This window comes from Gemella morbillorum (assembly GCF_900476045.1).
Taxonomy (GTDB): Bacteria; Bacillota; Bacilli; order Staphylococcales; family Gemellaceae; genus Gemella; species Gemella morbillorum.
Genome location: NZ_LS483440.1, coordinates 1,322,961 through 1,340,459, shown reverse-complemented (window position 1 = coordinate 1,340,459; position 17,499 = coordinate 1,322,961). Strand labels below are relative to the sequence as shown.

Sequence of the window (17,499 nt, the reverse complement as noted above, 5' to 3'; positions counted from 1 at the left end):
TTATTTGTAATATATTTAAATAGTAATAATAAAAGTAGCTAATATGTTAAAATAAAATAAAAAAGTGTTAAGGTATTATTTATGATAGATGTATTAGAACTTTTAAATTTTAAAGATAAGAGATTGAAATTATATCATTCAGAGAAGATTAAAGAAGATGATAAACAAGTAAATTATATATATGGTAGTATAAGTTATATTCCTAGAAAATGTCCAAAATGTAAAAATCAGGAATTATTAAAAAATGGTATAGATATAGTTAAGTTGCAAATATTAAATATTTGTGGTGTAAAATCATATTTAGTATTGGAAAAACAAAGAATACTTTGTCAAAAGTGTAATTATTGTTTTAGTGTAATGTTTAAAGATTGCAAAAAACATTGTAGAAAATTAAAATCAGTATCAAATGTGGTAGATTATCAGTTAGCAAAAACAAAAAATTCATTAAATGATATAGCTAATAGTAATGAAATATCAACATCTTATGTTCAAAAGCAAGTATCAAGATATAAGAAAAATATAAAAGTAAGAAAAGATACATTGCCAAAAGTATTAGGGATAGATGAAATAAATGGAGTTAGAACATATCAAGGTAAATATAATTGTTTAATATATGATATTGAAAATAAAAGAGTGAAAGATTTTTTAGTAACTAGGAGAAAACAATATTTAGATGAATATTTTTCAGGATATACACCAGAAGCAAAGGAACAAGTAGAATATTTTGTTACTGATATGTGGGATACTTATATAAGTTTGGCTAAGAAACATTTTAAGAGGTCTAAAATAATAATAGATAGATTTCATATAATTAAATTAGCAACAGAAACATTAAATAGAATAAGAATAGAATTGATGAATAAATATAAAGTTACTGATTTTAATTATAGAGTTCTCTACAGGTTTAGGGATCTCATAAAATTAAAATCAGAAAATGTAACAACTCATTATAAAAAATATAGGGGGTATAATTTTTATTCTGATTATGATGTAATAAGGTATATATTATCATTATCAGAAGAATTAGAAGAAGCATATTATTTAATGCAAGCTGTATTTGAAATGTTTGATAAGAAAGATGTATCAAAATTAGATGAAATATTTAGTGATACAAATATTAATCATTGGAAAATAAAATCAACTGTAAGAACGTATTTAAAATATAAAGAGTATATTATTAATTCTATTATATATCCATATTCTAATGGAGTAGTAGAATCTGCAAATAGAAATATAAAGAGATTAAAAAATAATGCTTGTGGCTATAGAAATTTTCAAAATTTTAGGACAAGGGTATTTATGATATTTAATTATTTACCAAAGAATAATAAACAGCAGGAAAGAAATAGAACAGGATAATTAATAGAAAAGAAAATAGAATATAATAATAAACCTATGTAAGAATAGTAGAGATAATAAAAATCAAAATTTTCTATTTGGTAGGTTTATTTGTTGTAAAAAAATTTAAAAAAAGTGTAAAAAACATAGAAAAAACTCATAAAAAAAGTTGAATTAAGCTATTAATATCAATGTTTTATGAGTTAAATATTTTTTTATCATTTTTTTTATCAACATCTATTGACAAAGAACCGAAATTTATTTAAAAAAAGGAAAAGTCATATCAATCTGATATGATTTTTTCTTTTTTACTATGAGAGATTAAGGTTATCTGATATAATATATTGAGTAAACTAGGGATAAACAGATTTGTAGAATATGATTAAATCAAGGATAGAACAAATTGTTTGGCAGTGGCAACTAATAATCTTTTCCTCACTTTGTTCGTTAAGATTAAAGTTGCTTTTGCATACGTTGTACCTAAGTGTTTTATGATTGCTTCGCTTCTTAAAACACAAATGTGCAATGCAATGCCCCCAAGTGATAAAAAAAGGAGCTTTTGTATGATAAAATTAGTTGTTACAGAAATAACAACGTAAAGTAAAATACAATTTAACGTTATAAAAGGCTTGCTATTAAGGAGTTTCAACGAATTAGATATAGAAAAGAATAGGTAGAAATATTTTTGATGTATTATAGGATTTAAATATTCTTCATAGAAAATTTTAATCGTTTAAAAGTTTAGTAATCGTTAGAAAGTATAAAGTCAAAAAGAATCAAGGATAATATAGGTAGTTAAAACCTCCTTCTTTAAATGGGGAGTTAATAAAAAAAATGTACACTTAGTTGTTTTAGAAATAACTAAGTGTACATTTTTTTTATCTTTTTACTAATTTTGTTTTTTGGGTTCTTTGTCAAATGCGGTTGATGAAGGAATTTATTAAGGAACTATGCCTTTTGGCATAGTTTTTTTTTTCACAGTCTAGTCTCCATTTCGTTCGCTACGCTACACTTCGTTACGTAAAATCTATGACAAATTTAATGGACAAGTTTGACTTATCTTAGAATATAATAATATCAAATAAAGTGGTTTCTTGATTTACATAAAAGGATTTATAGATTTTTTCTAATACTACCTTATTTTTTCTTTTTCTTTTTCTTAGATTTATTAGTTATTAATGTTCCGGTTTGTATTTTTTTTTCATTTTTTATTATTACTTTATGAGGAGGATAAAGTTTTTTACCGAGAATAACTTGAATGGTAAAAATTATTCCACTAATAGTAAAGTAAAGTCCAATTGCAGCGACATTAGAATAAGTTATAAAAATTAGCATAATAGGAGAAATCCAAACTGTAATTTTCCCCATAAATTCTGTATTAATGGGATTATCATTAGCCATTATTTGGTTTTGATTTTTTGTTGTTAATGTTAGTGATAATTTCCCGGCAATGTAGTATATTATAAATATTAAAATTAATATAATGTATGATTTTTCTCCTAAAGGGATATTCAAAAACTTAGCATTTAATATATCTTTAGAGTAAATTGGATTATATAAAGTATAGTACAATGCTGTAACGAAAGGCGCTTGAAATAAAATAGGAGCAAAACTTCCTAGTGATAGTGGATTACAATCATATTTTTTATAAATTGCAAACATTTCTCTTTGATTTTCTATTTGTAATGTTCTGTATTCTGCTTTTTTTTCTTTAGTTATGGCGCGAGCTTCTTCTGTTTGGAGTTCTTTTATTTTTTTTTGTATTTCTTCAAGTTCCGGTTTAGCTTTTTCCATATTCATGCTCATATTTTTTTGACGTTTATAGTTTTTAAGCATAAATGGAACAACAGCTCCACGTACTATTAATGTAATAATTATAATTGAAATTCCCCAGTTTCCAGTAAATGTATACAGTTTAGCTAAAAACATATCCATGTTTTTTACAAAAGTATTGTAAAAAAAGCCGTCTGTACTGGTTGCTGAGCAACCAGATATCAATATTGAAGTAAATATAAGAGAGATAACTAAATATCTTTTATTTTTGTTCATAAGTAATGATTCCTTTTGTAGTGTTATATAAATTATTTACATGCATTATAGCATAAAAGAAATTAAAATACAATGGAATATTAAAATTTAATTTTTTTTTAAAAATTTATATTGAAAAATTTATAATGCTATGGTATTATTTAATTGTAGGTTAATAATTTTTTTGGAGGGCTATATTCTCTTACTAATTAATTCCAAAAAATATATAATCTATTCTTATAAGTAACAATAAAATATTTAGAAAAAAAGGAGAAAACAAAGATGGAAAACTTTAAAAAGTATGATGAGTTAACAGAAGAAGAAATGAGAAATTTACAAGGTACAGAAGATGTTCAAGCAGAAACAACTCCTGTTTGTGCTTTTACTGCTGCCAGCTCAATTGTATGTGCTGATGTTGTAACAGTTACAATTTCTTTTGCAACTTGTAGATAACAGATAGATATAATTAAGAGAATATAGCTTACTAATATTAAAAGGAAGAAAATATGGATTATAATAAAATAACATCATTTAGTGAAAAATTATCAAATTTAGCTAAGTTAGAAATACAAGCTAAAGATTTAAAATATTATGAAGATTGGATAAATAGAAATACTTTATTAACTAATGAAAATTTTAAAAGTATTTCAAAATTAATGTATGGAAGTATAGATAATTATAGACATATATTAAGTTCAAATTTTTTAGAAAAAGAAAAAACTGAAAATTATTATGAAGAAATTTTTAGTGTAATTATGGAATTTTATATTAATAGTAAGAAACAATATAATAGTACGTTTTATCCTATGAGAGGTTTTATAGAGTATGTAGAGACTAAAATGGAGATTAGTGTTAGAAATTTAAAAATAGAATCTATTATCAAAAGTAGGGTATTATCTTCTTATATAAATATGATTGATTCTATTTTTATAAATAGTATAGTTGATGATATAAGATGGTATAAAGAAAATAAAAAATTGAATGGGAAAAGCAAAGAAACTAAGTATTCTAATTATGTATTTGATAGATTTTCAAATAATAGTATAGAATGTTTTTTTTATAAGTATCAATATTTATTTAAAATATTAGTCGATAGGACTGCATATTTTATTGAAAATATAAATACACTTTTTTATAGATTAGATAAAGATTTTCATGATTTACAGAGTAATTTTAGTATAGAAAGTGATATTCTAACTAATATAGATTTTAATGCGGGTGATACTCATAATAAAGGTAAATCAGTAATTATATTAAGTTTTAATGATAAGAAGATAGTATATAAACCTAAAAAATATGATACAACAACTGTTATTAATAGTATATATGCATATTGTAATAGTAATTATAATACAAATTTTAAATTAATTAATATATTATCAAGAAAAAATTATAGTTATGAAAATTTTATATCAAGTAAAGAGGTTAGTGCTATGTCTGATATAAAGAAATTTTATAGAAACTATGGGGAATTATTAGGACTAGCATACATATTGAAAGCAACAGATTTACATTTTGAAAATATAATAGCACATGGTGAGTATCCAGTAGTAATTGATACTGAAACTTTTTTCCAGCAGAATATTCCTTTAAAATTTATAGATCATGCAAATATAAATATAAAATATGATTACATGAACTCTGTAATAACAACAGGTTTAATTCCGTTTAAAATTCTAACAGAAAGGAGTAAAGATAAAAGAGAGGGTATTGATATAAGTGGTTTAAGTGTAGGTGGTACCAAAATACCTTTTAAAACATTGTCTATAGTAAATAGAGGATCTGAGGATATAAAATATGAATATGTAACTAAAAATATTCATAAATCTAATAATGTACCTATTTTCAAAGGAGAAATATATTCTTATATTAATTATAAAGAGGATATTAAAGAAGGTTTCTATGATTTTTTAAAAAAAATAGAAAATAATAAAGAAGAATTTAAAAAATCTTTAAAAGAATTGGCTAATGATTTAGTAGTAAGAAATGTATTAAGAGGTACTCAACGATATTGTGATTTATTGATGTATTCATATCATCCAGAATGTTTAAAAGATATAAGAGAAAGAGAAAAGACATTAGAAAATTTGTTCAGTTATAATTTTAATAATAAGGAAATATGTGTAAGTGAGTATTATCAATTATTGTTAGGCGATGTTCCTATATTTTATAATAAAATAAATAGTAAAGATTTATTTTCTGAAGATAAATATATAAATAATGTATATTCTAGTCCAATTATAGATTTAGTTATTGAAAATATAGATAAATTAGAAGAAAAAAATATAAAGAAACAATTGCTATATATTGATTTTTCTTTTAATACGTATAAAAAATATGAAATAAAAGATAATGTGGTAAGAGAAAATTCAGATATAAGTTATGATTTTTTAGACTCTTTATTAATTAATACATATAATGAATTAGAAGAAAGTATGTATATATGTGAAAAATCTAAAACAGTTAATTGGCTTGATATTACTACGAGAGACTTTGGTGATAATATTACTGGGTTAGAAGACAATATGTACGATGGATTATCTTCAGTATATATATTTTACGTTATATATGAATATAGATTTAAAATTAATTGTAGTAAAATAAAAAATTATATAAAAAATACGATAAAATCATTGAGTGAAAATTCCAATAAAGGATATAGTGTGTTTTATGGGAATTATAGTTTAATATACCCTTTATTGCTTGATTATAAATTAAATAAAAACAAAGGTTCTTTAAAATATGCTGAAAAACTAATATTAGATTTCTATGAAAATTTATCTGAAAATCATGATTATGATTGGATTAGAGGAATTAGTAGCTATATTAAATTATGCTATGTAGTGTATGATATAACTAAAAAAGATAAATATTATACAATATATAGTAATTTATTAAAAGGGGCAATTATTAAAAATGTTAATTCAGATAATAGTTTTGCTCATGGAATAGGTAGTTTATATCATGTATATTCTTTAGATAGTAAGTATAATATATATTCTAGTCAAATCAATATGAAATTAGTAAATAATAATAGTTGGTGTAAGGGAAATATAGGAATAGTATTATCATGTATATCATCTAATAAATCTAAGAATGATATTTTAGGTTTATTATCAACATTTATGCCAGAAGAGTTTGAAAATGATAGTTTATGTCATGGTAATGCAGGATTATTAGAGTTAATTATAACTTTGGAAACTAGCTATGGAATCTTTACATATTCAGACTTAAAAAAAGCTATAATATCAAGAATGATGAATGAATATAAAGAAAATTTATATTTTAGATTACAGGGGCGAGTATACATGAAATCTAAAAGTATATTTGTAGGATATCTAGGTGTTGTGTATCAACTATTTAGAATTTTAGACAGAAATATTCCAAATATACTACTGTTAAATTATAATTAGGAATAAATATATATGAATAAAATTTATAGTAATAGTTTTATGTGGGCGTATAAAAGGGTTATGCCTAAAAGAATTACAACTAGCAAAGAAATAAAAATAGCAGTAATAGATAGTGGAGTAGATAATGAACATCCAGAGATAAAAAATAATGTATTACAAGGTAGGGATTATTTAGGGGATAATACACATGGATTAATAGATACTTTTGGACATGGAACACAAGTTTCGGGAGTGATACTGATTTTAAACAGAAATGTGAAGATAATTCCTTATAAAGTTATGAAAGAATTTAATGATGGTATATCATTGAATATAATCAAAGCAATTTATGATGCTATTGAAGATGGTGCTAAAATTATAAATATAAGTTTAGGAAGTTATAAAAATCCTAATATAAAAGAAGAAAAATATATTATAGATATGTATATTAAAGCAATCCAGTATGCTAAAGAAAATAATGTGATAATAGTTGCTTCTGCTGGTAACGAGGGAAATGATTTGAGTAAGTTTGATAAGATACATGTACCTGGAGGATTGGAAGGTGTTGTATCAGTAGGAGCTAGTACCAGAAATGGAAATTTGGCAAATTATTCAAATTATGGATTAATTAATATAGTAGCCCCAGCAGGGAATTATGAATATGATAACAATAGGAAAATTATAAATGTTGAGGAAATGGTGTTTACATATACTTCAAATACATCTCCATTTAATGTTATAGGATATATGGGGGGATTGTCAAGAGGATATACGTTTAGTTTTGGAACAAGTATTGCTACTCCATTCGTAACTGCAGCTTTATCTGTTATTATAGGAAATAATTATAATATAACAACTGGTGAGGCATTAAGAGTTCTTTATAATAATGCAGAAAGCACATGTAGTGATGAGAGATTAAATGAGTATAAGGAAGTAAGAATAAGATAATATATTAAATAATAAAATACTATTTCTGAATGGTTTTTATGTACGAAGTAAGTTTTTTGGAATCTATATAAAACAAATCACATTTCTAATACTGTTTTAGAGTTATCAGATGATTTAATACCAGCAGAAAGTAAAGTTTATCCTTTTATTAAAAAATATTCACAAAATCACACGAGTATTACTGTTACTCTGTTGAAGGAAGTCATCCTCAACAGTTAGAAAATATTTAGAAAAATTTGTATCATTAGGATTAATTGAAACATAAGGAAATAAAAAATAGAACCTATATGTCAGTAGAATAATATTTATAGTAGTAGGTAATATAAATATTTTGTACGTTTGTCAATGATGTGAGACAAAAAATAATAAAAATAAAAGAAAGATATGATATAATTTTTTTGAAAAAATTATAAATAACTTACTAGAATTAGGAGGCTTATTCGCTAGAGATAAAACAGCTTTTTGATTTAATGTAGTCAAGGGGTTTCGAAACAAACTAGCGAAGCCCTTGAATATATTAAGAAAAAAGCTAAAATACAAAAGCGAATAAGTCTTTAAGTTATATTTAACAACTGTTTTCTCTTTTCAACAGTAGACAACCAACCGAAAGTTGCATAGAAAGTCTATTAGAATAGTATAAATAACAATTCATTTGCAATTTTTAATCATCATAAGAATAAAAATTTAAAGTAGAATAGAAACGTTCATTATCATTTTTATGACTGAGTTTAACCTTACCATTATGCCTAGGTGTTCTAGGTCGAATTAATTCATGAATAATACCTAGTTCGTTACATAAAACACCAAAAAGATGACTGAGTTTAATTTCTTTAAAATAACTGAATTCAGCCCTATTGTCAGTTTGTATGGTATTGGGTTTGTATCCAAAATAGTCAATAGTCATTTTAATAAATTGAATAGTAGAGTAGGAACTTTATTCCTTAAAGTTTAGGGACATACACCTTCTTCTTCTTTTTTTTTTATATTTAAAAAAATCCAGTTTTTTAAGAACACGAAAAAGAGAGCAAGGATGCCTGTTATATTTTTTCTTTGTTTTAAGTTTATAGAATAGCTCAACTAAAGAAATCTTAGGATTACGTCTAATATAGCTTTTGATCCAAGATATTTCTACATCTGTATAAGAATTAGGGTGTTTAGATAAAGTTTTATGAGAGATTTATCAATTAATGATTCTTTAGTACCATCAAATTTTTTATTCCATCTCATAAGAGATGCTTTTGATATTTTATATCTTCTACATACAAATTTTATAGAGAGACATCTTCCGTATGTTTTTACTGCGTAAAATTCTGTTAATGTATGAGATAAATATCTTTGAGTCTGTATTGTTTTTTTGTATTAAAATAGTCATGAGAAAAAAGCTTCTTTATTATTTGTATGACTACTTATAATAATTTTACCAGCTTTCTTCTTTTTTTTTATTTTGTCTCACATCTATTGTAACACTTCAGTTTGGTTTATACCACGATAAATAGAGTTTTTAATTTCATTAGTAGAAAGTGGAAGGGGAGCTGACAATGTTCTTTCCTTTGTAGTAATTTCTAGTTTCCAACCTATAGTAAGAAATCCTTCTTTAATACGTCCTTTTCCTTTGGGATTAATAATAATTTGTTCTTCAATTTTATGTTTAATAGATAAGTTAGCTTGTTTTAGAATGTCTTTCCAGTCTTTACCAAAAATATTTAGAGCACGATTTGAGTTAATCTTGTTTTCTTGAAATTCATTTGACGGTAATTTGCAGCTGATTTTTATTTCTGAATAAGTAGTATCATTATATAAAAATTTAGATGAAGAGTTAAAAATATTTATGACATGTTGTTCCAATTTTGAATGTTTTTTTCACCCATACAAAAGTCTCCTAAAAAGTAATATTTTTATTTATAATTAATTATATACAGATAAGATTAATTACATATCATTTTTATAAAAGTTACTACTAGGGTACATAATTTTTTATTTATATATAGTCTTATCTATTAAAGATTTTTGTTAACTCTCGTTCTAAATTGACTTGTTTTACGGCCCAATGTGTATTATTAAGTTCGAATCTTTCGATTCCAAGTTCTAAGCTATTTTTGTATAGAACATCAAGTTGAAATTTACTGTGGATTTCAAAAACTACTTTTACAGAGTTGCCTGAAACATCTATTCTTTTTACGTAACCAAAGCAAACTAAATTTTCTTTATTATTTTTATTGCCCCCTTGATCTGCCACGAAAATAGTAGGTAGTAAAGTCAAAGTTTCACGTTCTTTCATGCCTAATATAGACAAAGGTTTGACTAAATCATCGCACCATGCATTTATAACCCTGTCTTTATGAATAATAAATGATCCAGTTGTTGCACTTCCATTTTTGTAGTCCGCATGTTCTATTCCCCCAACAATTAAATTATAAAATATATTATAATCAATCATGCTATTATTGGTATGAGAGAAAGATGTTTGATTGTATGTAAATACAAAGTTATTATAATTTATTTCTTTGTTTATATTATTTTTTAATATAGTATTGTTATTTTTCATTAAATGATTTGTTTTATCAAAATTATTGACATGAATACTTTGATTAATTGTTTGTCCGATAGGATGTGTTAATTTCCACTGTGTATATGCTCCATTTTGAGTAAAATACTTTTCAATTGTCGTTCTTCCTAATTTATTATTTTGTTTTTTATCTATTATATATATAAGTACACTAATTAGAAAAATTTCAATTTCAATAGTATGAGTATATTTCAATTCTTTTTTTTCTATTTTTTTCATATGTGTCGTTTTAAAATATGTATTATCTGGAATAGAGGTGTCATTAGTAATAATTTCTAAAATAGCTTTTGTAAACCATTCTAATTTTGCTTCAGATAAAAAAGTAGTAATAAATGAAGTTGTCTCATCTAGAATTTCCCAACAACTGTTTTTAACTCTATCTCTAAATATTTTTACTGTACTTGAATCTGTAAAAGTTATTATAGAGCTATTATTTATCTTACATCTTTTATAACGCGATGTATCTTTTTTTAATGTAGCTGGTGAGGCTATAACTTCCTCACCTGTAACAAGTTTAATTAATCCTTTTAATATATTTGAATCAGATACTGAACTTTTTTTACAGTTTAGTTTTTCCCTAGAATTAACCGGAGTTTTTTTTGCTTCAATTAGTAAATTTAACAATATTCCTCCACACAAATATGGATAGTGTTCATTAGACATCTTCATGCCCCCCTTTTTATATAAAAATAGTAACGTTAGTAACCGTAGTAACGCTTGGTAACTATTGCAAGTAACCAAAGTAACGTTAAGATATATAGTATAAATAATAAAAAATCTATATTTTAGAAAACGGTTGTTTATAGATATATTATATCACATTCGGAAAACCGTATAAAGATTAAATTTCAAATAATCTGTAAAATATACAGAATTTATTATTTAAATATAATTACTCAAAAAGTCATAGTGGCCACTAAGACGGTGAGATACAAATGAATTAAATAGATAAGTCCGAGATAACGATAAAGGTTATTTTGCTAACTTATTTAAAATTCTATGTGCTTTCCGTAAATTTAGTGTACCATTTTTTACACTACAGAAGTCTCATAGTAATAAAACTTCATTTGTGATCTCACCTGAGTGGAAAAGAGGTCACTATGGTGATTATTACAAAAACAAATAAAAGATTTATTACACTACGTACTAGAAAAACTTATCAAGATGATAGAATGACTTATAGTTATGAGTTTGCAGATGGTGATAAATATACTTTAGAAATTGATAAAGATGGAATCACAGAAGCGGATATAAAATTACTTCATTCGATAGATGATAGTGAGGTCTATAATAATTGTAAAAATGCTAGACCGGGAAGAACAAAAGAAGAAAAAGACATAATAAAAGCTTGGAGAGAAAACTTTATAGAAGAATTTAAGAATAATCATGGTTATGAACCTCAAAAATCAGATGTAGATTATTATGAAAATGAGGAATTTCCAAGAAATTATAATTTATCTCTAGATGCAGATTTAGTTAATTCTGATAAATCAGCTATAGAGAATATGGTTTTAAAAAATACAGAATTTGAATGGTCAGATGAAATTTTAACCGCATTTGAAATACTGACTAATAATGAGAAACTAGTTATTGAAAAAATCTATTTAGAAAACATGAAGAAAATAGATATTGCAGCTGAAATGGGAATATCTAATGCGATGGTGACAAAGTATCATAAAAAAGCATTAGAAAAACTAAGAATGAAAATTTAATTAAAAAATGTAAGAAGGGGTTAAAAATACTCCTTCTTTTTTTGACTAAGATATGTAGGGGTTAACTTACAAATTATAAATAGGAGGGATACTGATGAAACATAAGGTTATTATCAATGTATCAGATTCAAATCATAAAGAGATTCAAATTTTAAAAGCATCTCGAATAACGATACCAAGGAAAATTGTTCAGTGGTTATTTGGAGAATATACTCAAGTATACTTACTAAAACCTGGTCAGACAATTCATTCTGTAGATGTTAAAGAAATTAAGAAAGGGGTGAATCTATATGAGTCAAACAAAACAATTGCTTAGTGTTATAGAGGATATAAGACGATTAGCGGATAGTCTTCAAAGTCTTTGTGAAGTAATGACTGAGGGAAAATTAGAACAAACTTCTGTTGAAGAAAAATCAAAAGTAGTCGAAGATGTGAGTTCTGAATTAATAACTAACTCTACTAAAGAAGAGCAAACAATCTCACTTGAAGAAGTACGTGGGGTACTAGCTAAAAAAGCCCAAGAAGGTAAGCAAGCAGAGGTAAGAGAGTTAATTAAAACTTATGGTGTAAGCAAGCTATCAGAAGTTGAAGCTAAACACTACGTTGAACTAATGAAGAAAGCTGAGGAACTTTAATATGGGAAAACATGCTTTGTTGAATGCATCAAGTGCTCATAGATGGCTTACTTGTCCACCGCTACCAAGATTAGAAAACTTCTTTGAAAAAGAAGTATCTGAAGTAGCAAATGAAGGTACTGATGCTCATAGACTATCTGAATATAAGCTAAGAAAAGTATTAGGAGAAAAAGTTAGAAAACCTAAGCTAAAATATTTTGATAAGGATATGGATAGTTATACAGATGATTATGTTAATTATATAGTAGAAACAATAGAAAATATTAAGAAATCTACTAAAGATCCGATAGTTTTAATCGAACAAAGGTTGGACTTTTCAAATTATGTCCCAGACGGTTTTGGAACAGGAGATTGTATAATAATTGCGGATAAGATACTACATATTATTGACTTAAAATATGGACGTGGAGTCGAAGTAAGTGCTGAGGAAAATCCACAGATGATGCTATATGCACTTGGTGCATTAAATATTTATGATGCTTTATATGATATTGATGAAGTTGTTATGACTATTTTCCAACCGAGAAAGTATAATATTTCATCTAGCAAAAAATCAGTAGAAGAACTTAAAAATTGGGCTGATACTGTTCTTAAAGAAAAAGCAGAGTTAGCTTTTAATGGACTTGGGGTTGTAACTTATGGACCTTGGTGTCAGTTTTCTAACTGTAATGTTGTATTACGCGCTCGAAAAGATTATCATGATAAACTTATGAGGTTTCAACTTCGTTCACCTCATCTATTAAATGATGCTGAGATAGAAGAGGTACTAGAACATATTGATGATCTTGTGAAATGGGCTAGTGAAATAAAAGAATATGCAACTAAAATAACCTTAGAGAATGATAAAGAATGGTCAAATTATAAATTAGTAGAAGGTCGCTCTATTAGAAAAATTAAAGATGAAGAAAGAGTCGCAGAGATATTAGAAGAAAATGGATATAAGGATATTTATAAAACAAGTTTAATAACATTAACCGAGCTTCAGAAATTATTAGGAAAAGATAAATTTAATGAACTTCTAGGAGATTATATAATAAAACCTGAAGGTAAACCAACGCTTGTTTTAAAAAGTGATAAAAGAAAAGAAATAGTTAAACATGATGTAAATAAAGAATTTAAAGTAATGGAGGAAAAATAATCATGGCAATAAAAGATACAAAAGTAGTAACAGGAGTAAACACAAGATTTTCATATTTTAATGGTTGGGAGCCAGTTTCAATTAATGGTAGCAAGGAAAGATACAGCGTATCAGTATTGATTCCAAAATCAGATACTAAAACTATTAATGCTGTGCATAAAGCAGTAGATGCAGCAATTGAAGACGGATTAGCGAAGTTTGGAGGAAAAAAACCTAATAAAGCTACACTTAAATTACCACTACGTGATGGAGATGTCGAAAGAGAAGATGAAGCATACAAAGGACATTATTTTATTAATGCTAATTCAACTACAGCACCTCAAATTGTAGATAATAATGTGCAACCAATATTAGATCGCTCAGAAGTTTATAGCGGTTGCTATGGTAGAGTATCACTAAACTTCTATGCATTTAATTCAAATGGAAATAAGGGAATTGCTTGTGGGCTAGGAAATATTCAAAAACTTCGTGATGGTGAACCTTTAGGAGGACGCAGTAGTGCAAGTGATGATTTTACAACTGAAGAAGATGAAGAATTCTTAGCTTAGGAGGATGAAAGAATGAATATTTCAGAGATACTTAATCTATTAATTGTTTTACTTGCAGCAACTTATGTTGGTGAGTTTATAATAACAGAGCTAGTAGACTTGTATGTAAACATAAGGGAGAAACTAAGAAAATGAAGACTATAAATATTGATATTGAAACATTCTCTAGTATCAATATATCAAAGTCTGGGGTATATAAATATTTAGAGAGTGAGGACTTTGAAGTCCTCCTCTTTGCATATTCTATAGACGGAGGTAAAACTGAGATAGTTGATATAGCCAATGGAGAAGAATTATCTGAAGAGATAATACAAGCGTTATTAGATGATAATGTCATTAAGTGGGCATTTAATGCACAGTTTGAACGAATATGTTTATCGAGATTTTTAAAACTTCCTAAAGGAACATATTTAAATCCAAAAAGCTGGAGATGTACTATGATTTGGAGTGCATATATGGGATTGCCATTTTCTCTTGAAGGTGTAGGAAAAGTATTAGGACTTGAAAAGCAAAAATTAATTGAAGGTAAAGATCTGATAAAATATTTTTGTGTACCTTGTACCCCGACGAAATCAAATGGATTTAGAAATAGAAACCTTCCATATCACGATAAAATAAAATGGGAGGCTTTTAAAACCTATAATATTCGTGATGTTGATACAGAAAAAGAAATACAATGTAAACTTATGAAGTTTCCAGTACCCGATTTTATATGGGAAGAGTATAATTTAGACCAAGAAATTAATGATAGAGGAATTAAAGTAGACTTAGATTTTGTAAATAGAGTGATAGCCATAGATGACAAAGTAAGAACGAAGTTAATGAGTGAATTACAAATTTTGACTGAGTTAGAAAATCCAAACTCAGTAGTTCAGCTAAAAGGTTGGTTGAGTGAACAAGGTGTTGAAACTGAAAGTTTAGATAAAAAATCAGTTAAAGAACTTGTTAAGGTTACCAAAGGAGAAGTATCAAAAGCGTTAGCTTTGAGAATGCAGTTATCAAAATCATCTATAAAGAAATATCAAGCTATGAAAGATGTAGCTTGTGAGGATAATAGATGTAGAGGAATGTTTCAATTTTTAGGTGCTAATAGGACCGGGAGATTTTCTGGGCGTAATGTACAATTACAAAATCTACCAAGGAATACTATGAAAGAACTCTTTGAGGTTAGATCAATAATAAAAAATAGAGATGAAGATATTCTTGAATTATTATACGATAATGTACCAGATATTCTTTCACAACTTATAAGAACAGCTTTTGTTCCAAAAGAAAATATGAAGTTTTATGTAGCTGATTTTTCATCAATAGAAGCAAGAGTTATCGCATGGCTTGCGGGAGAAACTTGGCGAGAGGAATTGTTTAAAAAAGATGGGGATATTTATTGTATGTCAGCTTCACAGATGTTTGGTGTTCCTGTTGTTAAACATGGCATAAATGGTGAATTAAGACAAAAAGGTAAGATAGCGGAGTTAGCGTGTGGCTACGGCGGATCAGTAGGAGCACTAACTGCAATGGGTGCTCTTGACATGGGACTTAAAGAAGATGAATTAAAGCCACTTGTTTTATCATGGCGAGAAGCAAATCAGAATATAGTAGCACTTTGGTGGGCAGTAGATAAAGCTATAAAAGATGCGATAGTTATGAAAGGTTTGACTAGAACGCACGGAATAGAGTTTGAATGTAGGAGTGGATTACTTCGAATAACACTACCAAGTGGAAGAAAACTAACATATATTAAACCAAAAATTGAAATTAATAAATTTGGAGGTGAATCAGTCACTTATGAAGGAGTAGGTGTAGCTAAAAAGTGGGAGAGAATAGAGAGTTACGGACCTAAGTTTGTAGAGAATATAGTACAGGCCATTTCAAGAGATATACTGATGTTTTCTTTACAAAATTTAAGTGTATATAATATTGTAGCCCATGTTCATGATGAAATAATTATAGAGGCGTTCGAGAATACAAAGCTAGAAGATATTTGTGAAACTATGAGTCGAGTACCTTATTGGGCAAAGGGATTGATACTTACTGCAGATGGATATACGTGTGAGTTTTATATGAAAGATTAAAAATTTGAGTGAGAGGTTAAATTCTCACTCTTTTTTATTGCCTGTGATATGGAGGGATAGTAATATTCCTCATTAAATATAATTACAGGAGGTAGTTCAATATGAAGGAACTAATACCAAAAAATGAATATGGTTTATTCGCAGATAAAAAGGATATTGCAAGAGTTGACAGTTTGTATGTGGCAGAGTTTTTCGAGAAAAATCATAAAGAAGTTTTAAGAGATATTCGAAATATAGCAGCTCCCAATTCTGGGTTGAGTAAAGAATTTGCTGAGCGCAATTTTGCGCTGGGGTCATATAAAGATAAGCAAAATCAAAAACGACCTTGTTATTATTTAACACGTGACGGTTTTACTATCTTGGTAATGGGGTACACAGGGAAAAAAGCATTAAGATTTAAAGAATTATATATTAGACGTTTTAATGAAATGGAAGAACTTATTAAGTCTTTAGTAAAAGCAAGAACTGAGTTTCCATTATTAACTGAAAATATCAAATTACTTCATGAAAAGCCAAAACCGTATCATTTTAGTAATGAATGTGACATGATTAATCGTATTGTTTTAGGAAAGTCTGCAAAACAATTCCGTTTAGAGAATAATCTTGAAAATGGGACTAGTATTCGTCCTTATTTAACAGAGGTTCAAATTAACTTGATTGAAAAATTACAAAAGGTAGATATCGGACTTTTGGTCGCTTTTCCTAACTATGAAGATAAGAAGCGACATTTAGAGTGGTACAAACAAAAATGGGAGGAAAAAATCAATGAGTAAGAGTCAAAGGAAAATCAAATTAGAAAAGAAAGAGGCTTATAAATCTTTGGTCTATATTTGCGCTCCGTACAGAGGAGATATAGAAGCGAATATTAAAAAGGCTATAAAGCTAGGAAGACTTGCTTATATGGAGGGTAATATTCCAATAATACCTCATGTGTTATTTCCATTTATGGATGACTCAAATGAAGTAGATAGGAAAAATGCTATGTTTGCGGATATCATTCTACTTGGAAAATGCAGTGAAATCTGGGTTTTAGGTGACAATATCACAGAAGGTATGAAAGTAGAAATTGATATAGCTAAAAAACATCATAAAACTATAAAGTATTTTACGGAGGTAAAGTAA

Annotated in this window: 16 protein-coding genes and 1 pseudogene; 13 read left to right on the top strand and 4 right to left on the bottom strand. The window is 26.8% G+C overall.

What is annotated here, in order from left to right; genetic code table 11:
- The first annotated feature begins 81 nt into the window (after positions 1-81).
- Complete coding sequence (locus DQN46_RS06440) at positions 82-1,359, top strand: ISL3 family transposase (protein WP_111743426.1); 1,278 nt, start codon at positions 82-84, stop codon at positions 1,357-1,359.
- A 1,116-nt stretch (positions 1,360-2,475) separates the two neighbouring features.
- Here DQN46_RS06440 and yidC read toward each other — a convergent pair.
- Positions 2,476-3,387 (bottom strand): membrane protein insertase YidC, encoded by a 912-nt coding sequence (gene yidC / locus DQN46_RS06430; protein ID WP_111743424.1) that lies wholly within the window; start codon positions 3,385-3,387, stop codon positions 2,476-2,478.
- A gap of 261 nt (positions 3,388-3,648) precedes the next feature.
- Here yidC and DQN46_RS06425 point away from each other — a divergent pair, with 261 nt between their 5' ends.
- Genes DQN46_RS06425 through DQN46_RS06415 form a run of 3 tightly spaced genes read left to right on the top strand, consistent with a single transcriptional unit; the run spans position 3,649 to position 7,706 of the window.
- Positions 3,649-3,819, top strand: a complete 171-nt coding sequence (locus DQN46_RS06425) for a lichenicidin A2 family type 2 lantibiotic (protein ID WP_111743423.1) — start codon at positions 3,649-3,651, stop codon at positions 3,817-3,819.
- Positions 3,820-3,872: 53 nt separating this feature from the next.
- Positions 3,873-6,779 (top strand): type 2 lanthipeptide synthetase LanM, encoded by a 2,907-nt coding sequence (lanM, locus tag DQN46_RS06420; RefSeq protein WP_111743422.1) that lies wholly within the window; start codon positions 3,873-3,875, stop codon positions 6,777-6,779.
- Between the two features lie 12 nt (positions 6,780-6,791).
- Positions 6,792-7,706: a S8 family peptidase gene (locus DQN46_RS06415; RefSeq protein ID WP_111743421.1), complete on the top strand. Its 915-nt coding sequence runs from the start codon at positions 6,792-6,794 to the stop codon at positions 7,704-7,706.
- A gap of 554 nt (positions 7,707-8,260) precedes the next feature.
- Here DQN46_RS06415 and DQN46_RS06410 read toward each other — a convergent pair.
- From DQN46_RS06410 to DQN46_RS06400, 3 genes and pseudogenes are all read right to left on the bottom strand, one after another.
- A pseudogene (locus DQN46_RS06410) lies at positions 8,261-9,053 on the bottom strand (transposase family protein).
- A 108-nt stretch (positions 9,054-9,161) separates the two neighbouring features.
- Positions 9,162-9,551 carry a hypothetical protein gene (locus DQN46_RS06405; protein WP_111743420.1) on the bottom strand — a complete coding sequence of 130 codons (390 nt, stop codon included), beginning with the start codon at positions 9,549-9,551 and terminating at the stop codon, positions 9,162-9,164.
- A 145-nt stretch (positions 9,552-9,696) separates the two neighbouring features.
- A complete protein-coding gene (locus DQN46_RS06400; protein WP_111743419.1) occupies positions 9,697-10,935 on the bottom strand; it encodes a hypothetical protein in 1,239 nt (412 codons plus the stop codon).
- 437 nt (positions 10,936-11,372) lie between these two features.
- Between DQN46_RS06400 and DQN46_RS06395 the strand changes: the two genes are divergently transcribed.
- The 9 genes from DQN46_RS06395 to DQN46_RS06360 all read left to right on the top strand — a co-directional run bounded on the left by DQN46_RS06395 (position 11,373) and on the right by DQN46_RS06360 (position 17,499).
- Positions 11,373-11,984: a sigma factor-like helix-turn-helix DNA-binding protein gene (locus tag DQN46_RS06395; RefSeq protein WP_111743418.1), complete on the top strand. Its 612-nt coding sequence runs from the start codon at positions 11,373-11,375 to the stop codon at positions 11,982-11,984.
- A 94-nt stretch (positions 11,985-12,078) separates the two neighbouring features.
- Complete coding sequence (locus DQN46_RS06390; RefSeq protein WP_180960514.1) at positions 12,079-12,300, top strand: hypothetical protein; 222 nt, start codon at positions 12,079-12,081, stop codon at positions 12,298-12,300.
- Complete coding sequence (locus tag DQN46_RS06385) at positions 12,275-12,619, top strand: rRNA biogenesis protein rrp5 (RefSeq protein WP_111743417.1); 345 nt, start codon at positions 12,275-12,277, stop codon at positions 12,617-12,619. Before DQN46_RS06390 ends, DQN46_RS06385 begins: the two co-directional genes overlap by 26 nt.
- A gap of 1 nt (position 12,620) precedes the next feature.
- The gene (locus tag DQN46_RS06380) at positions 12,621-13,757 is read left to right on the top strand and encodes a DUF2800 domain-containing protein (protein WP_111743416.1); all 1,137 of its coding nucleotides are present in this window, start codon (positions 12,621-12,623) and stop codon (positions 13,755-13,757) included.
- A gap of 2 nt (positions 13,758-13,759) precedes the next feature.
- Entirely contained in the window at positions 13,760-14,305 is a 546-nt protein-coding gene (locus DQN46_RS06375; protein ID WP_111743415.1) for a DUF2815 family protein, read from the top strand.
- A 12-nt stretch (positions 14,306-14,317) separates the two neighbouring features.
- Entirely contained in the window at positions 14,318-14,440 is a 123-nt protein-coding gene (locus DQN46_RS08845) for a hypothetical protein (RefSeq protein ID WP_263433186.1), read from the top strand.
- Positions 14,437-16,377, top strand: coding sequence for a DNA polymerase (locus DQN46_RS06370; protein ID WP_111743414.1), 1,941 nt, complete (start codon positions 14,437-14,439; stop codon positions 16,375-16,377). Before DQN46_RS08845 ends, DQN46_RS06370 begins: the two co-directional genes overlap by 4 nt.
- A 101-nt stretch (positions 16,378-16,478) precedes the next feature.
- On the top strand, positions 16,479-17,150 hold the full coding sequence (locus DQN46_RS06365) for a Rha family transcriptional regulator (protein WP_111743413.1): 672 nt from the start codon (positions 16,479-16,481) through the stop codon (positions 17,148-17,150).
- The gene (locus tag DQN46_RS06360; protein WP_111743412.1) at positions 17,143-17,499 is read left to right on the top strand and encodes a DUF7768 domain-containing protein; all 357 of its coding nucleotides are present in this window, start codon (positions 17,143-17,145) and stop codon (positions 17,497-17,499) included. Before DQN46_RS06365 ends, DQN46_RS06360 begins: the two co-directional genes overlap by 8 nt.

What these genes read in the sequence shown, in the direction of transcription:
- lanM (WP_111743422.1), top strand. Translation starts at nt 3,873, where the DNA reads ATGGATTATAATAAAATAACATCATTTAGTGAAAAATTATCAAATTTA.
- DQN46_RS06365 (WP_111743413.1), top strand. Translation starts at nt 16,479, where the DNA reads ATGAAGGAACTAATACCAAAAAATGAATATGGTTTATTCGCAGATAAA.
- DQN46_RS06395 (WP_111743418.1), top strand. Translation starts at nt 11,373, where the DNA reads ATGGTGATTATTACAAAAACAAATAAAAGATTTATTACACTACGTACT.
- DQN46_RS06390 (WP_180960514.1), top strand. Translation starts at nt 12,079, where the DNA reads ATGAAACATAAGGTTATTATCAATGTATCAGATTCAAATCATAAAGAG.
- DQN46_RS06370 (WP_111743414.1), top strand. Translation starts at nt 14,437, where the DNA reads ATGAAGACTATAAATATTGATATTGAAACATTCTCTAGTATCAATATA.
- DQN46_RS06360 (WP_111743412.1), top strand. Translation starts at nt 17,143, where the DNA reads ATGAGTAAGAGTCAAAGGAAAATCAAATTAGAAAAGAAAGAGGCTTAT.
- yidC (WP_111743424.1), bottom strand. Translation starts at nt 3,387, where the DNA reads ATGAACAAAAATAAAAGATATTTAGTTATCTCTCTTATATTTACTTCA.
- DQN46_RS06400 (WP_111743419.1), bottom strand. Translation starts at nt 10,935, where the DNA reads ATGTCTAATGAACACTATCCATATTTGTGTGGAGGAATATTGTTAAAT.
- DQN46_RS06425 (WP_111743423.1), top strand. Translation starts at nt 3,649, where the DNA reads ATGGAAAACTTTAAAAAGTATGATGAGTTAACAGAAGAAGAAATGAGA.
- DQN46_RS06375 (WP_111743415.1), top strand. Translation starts at nt 13,760, where the DNA reads ATGGCAATAAAAGATACAAAAGTAGTAACAGGAGTAAACACAAGATTT.
- DQN46_RS06380 (WP_111743416.1), top strand. Translation starts at nt 12,621, where the DNA reads ATGGGAAAACATGCTTTGTTGAATGCATCAAGTGCTCATAGATGGCTT.
- DQN46_RS06385 (WP_111743417.1), top strand. Translation starts at nt 12,275, where the DNA reads ATGAGTCAAACAAAACAATTGCTTAGTGTTATAGAGGATATAAGACGA.
- DQN46_RS08845 (WP_263433186.1), top strand. Translation starts at nt 14,318, where the DNA reads ATGAATATTTCAGAGATACTTAATCTATTAATTGTTTTACTTGCAGCA.
- DQN46_RS06440 (WP_111743426.1), top strand. Translation starts at nt 82, where the DNA reads ATGATAGATGTATTAGAACTTTTAAATTTTAAAGATAAGAGATTGAAA.
- DQN46_RS06415 (WP_111743421.1), top strand. Translation starts at nt 6,792, where the DNA reads ATGAATAAAATTTATAGTAATAGTTTTATGTGGGCGTATAAAAGGGTT.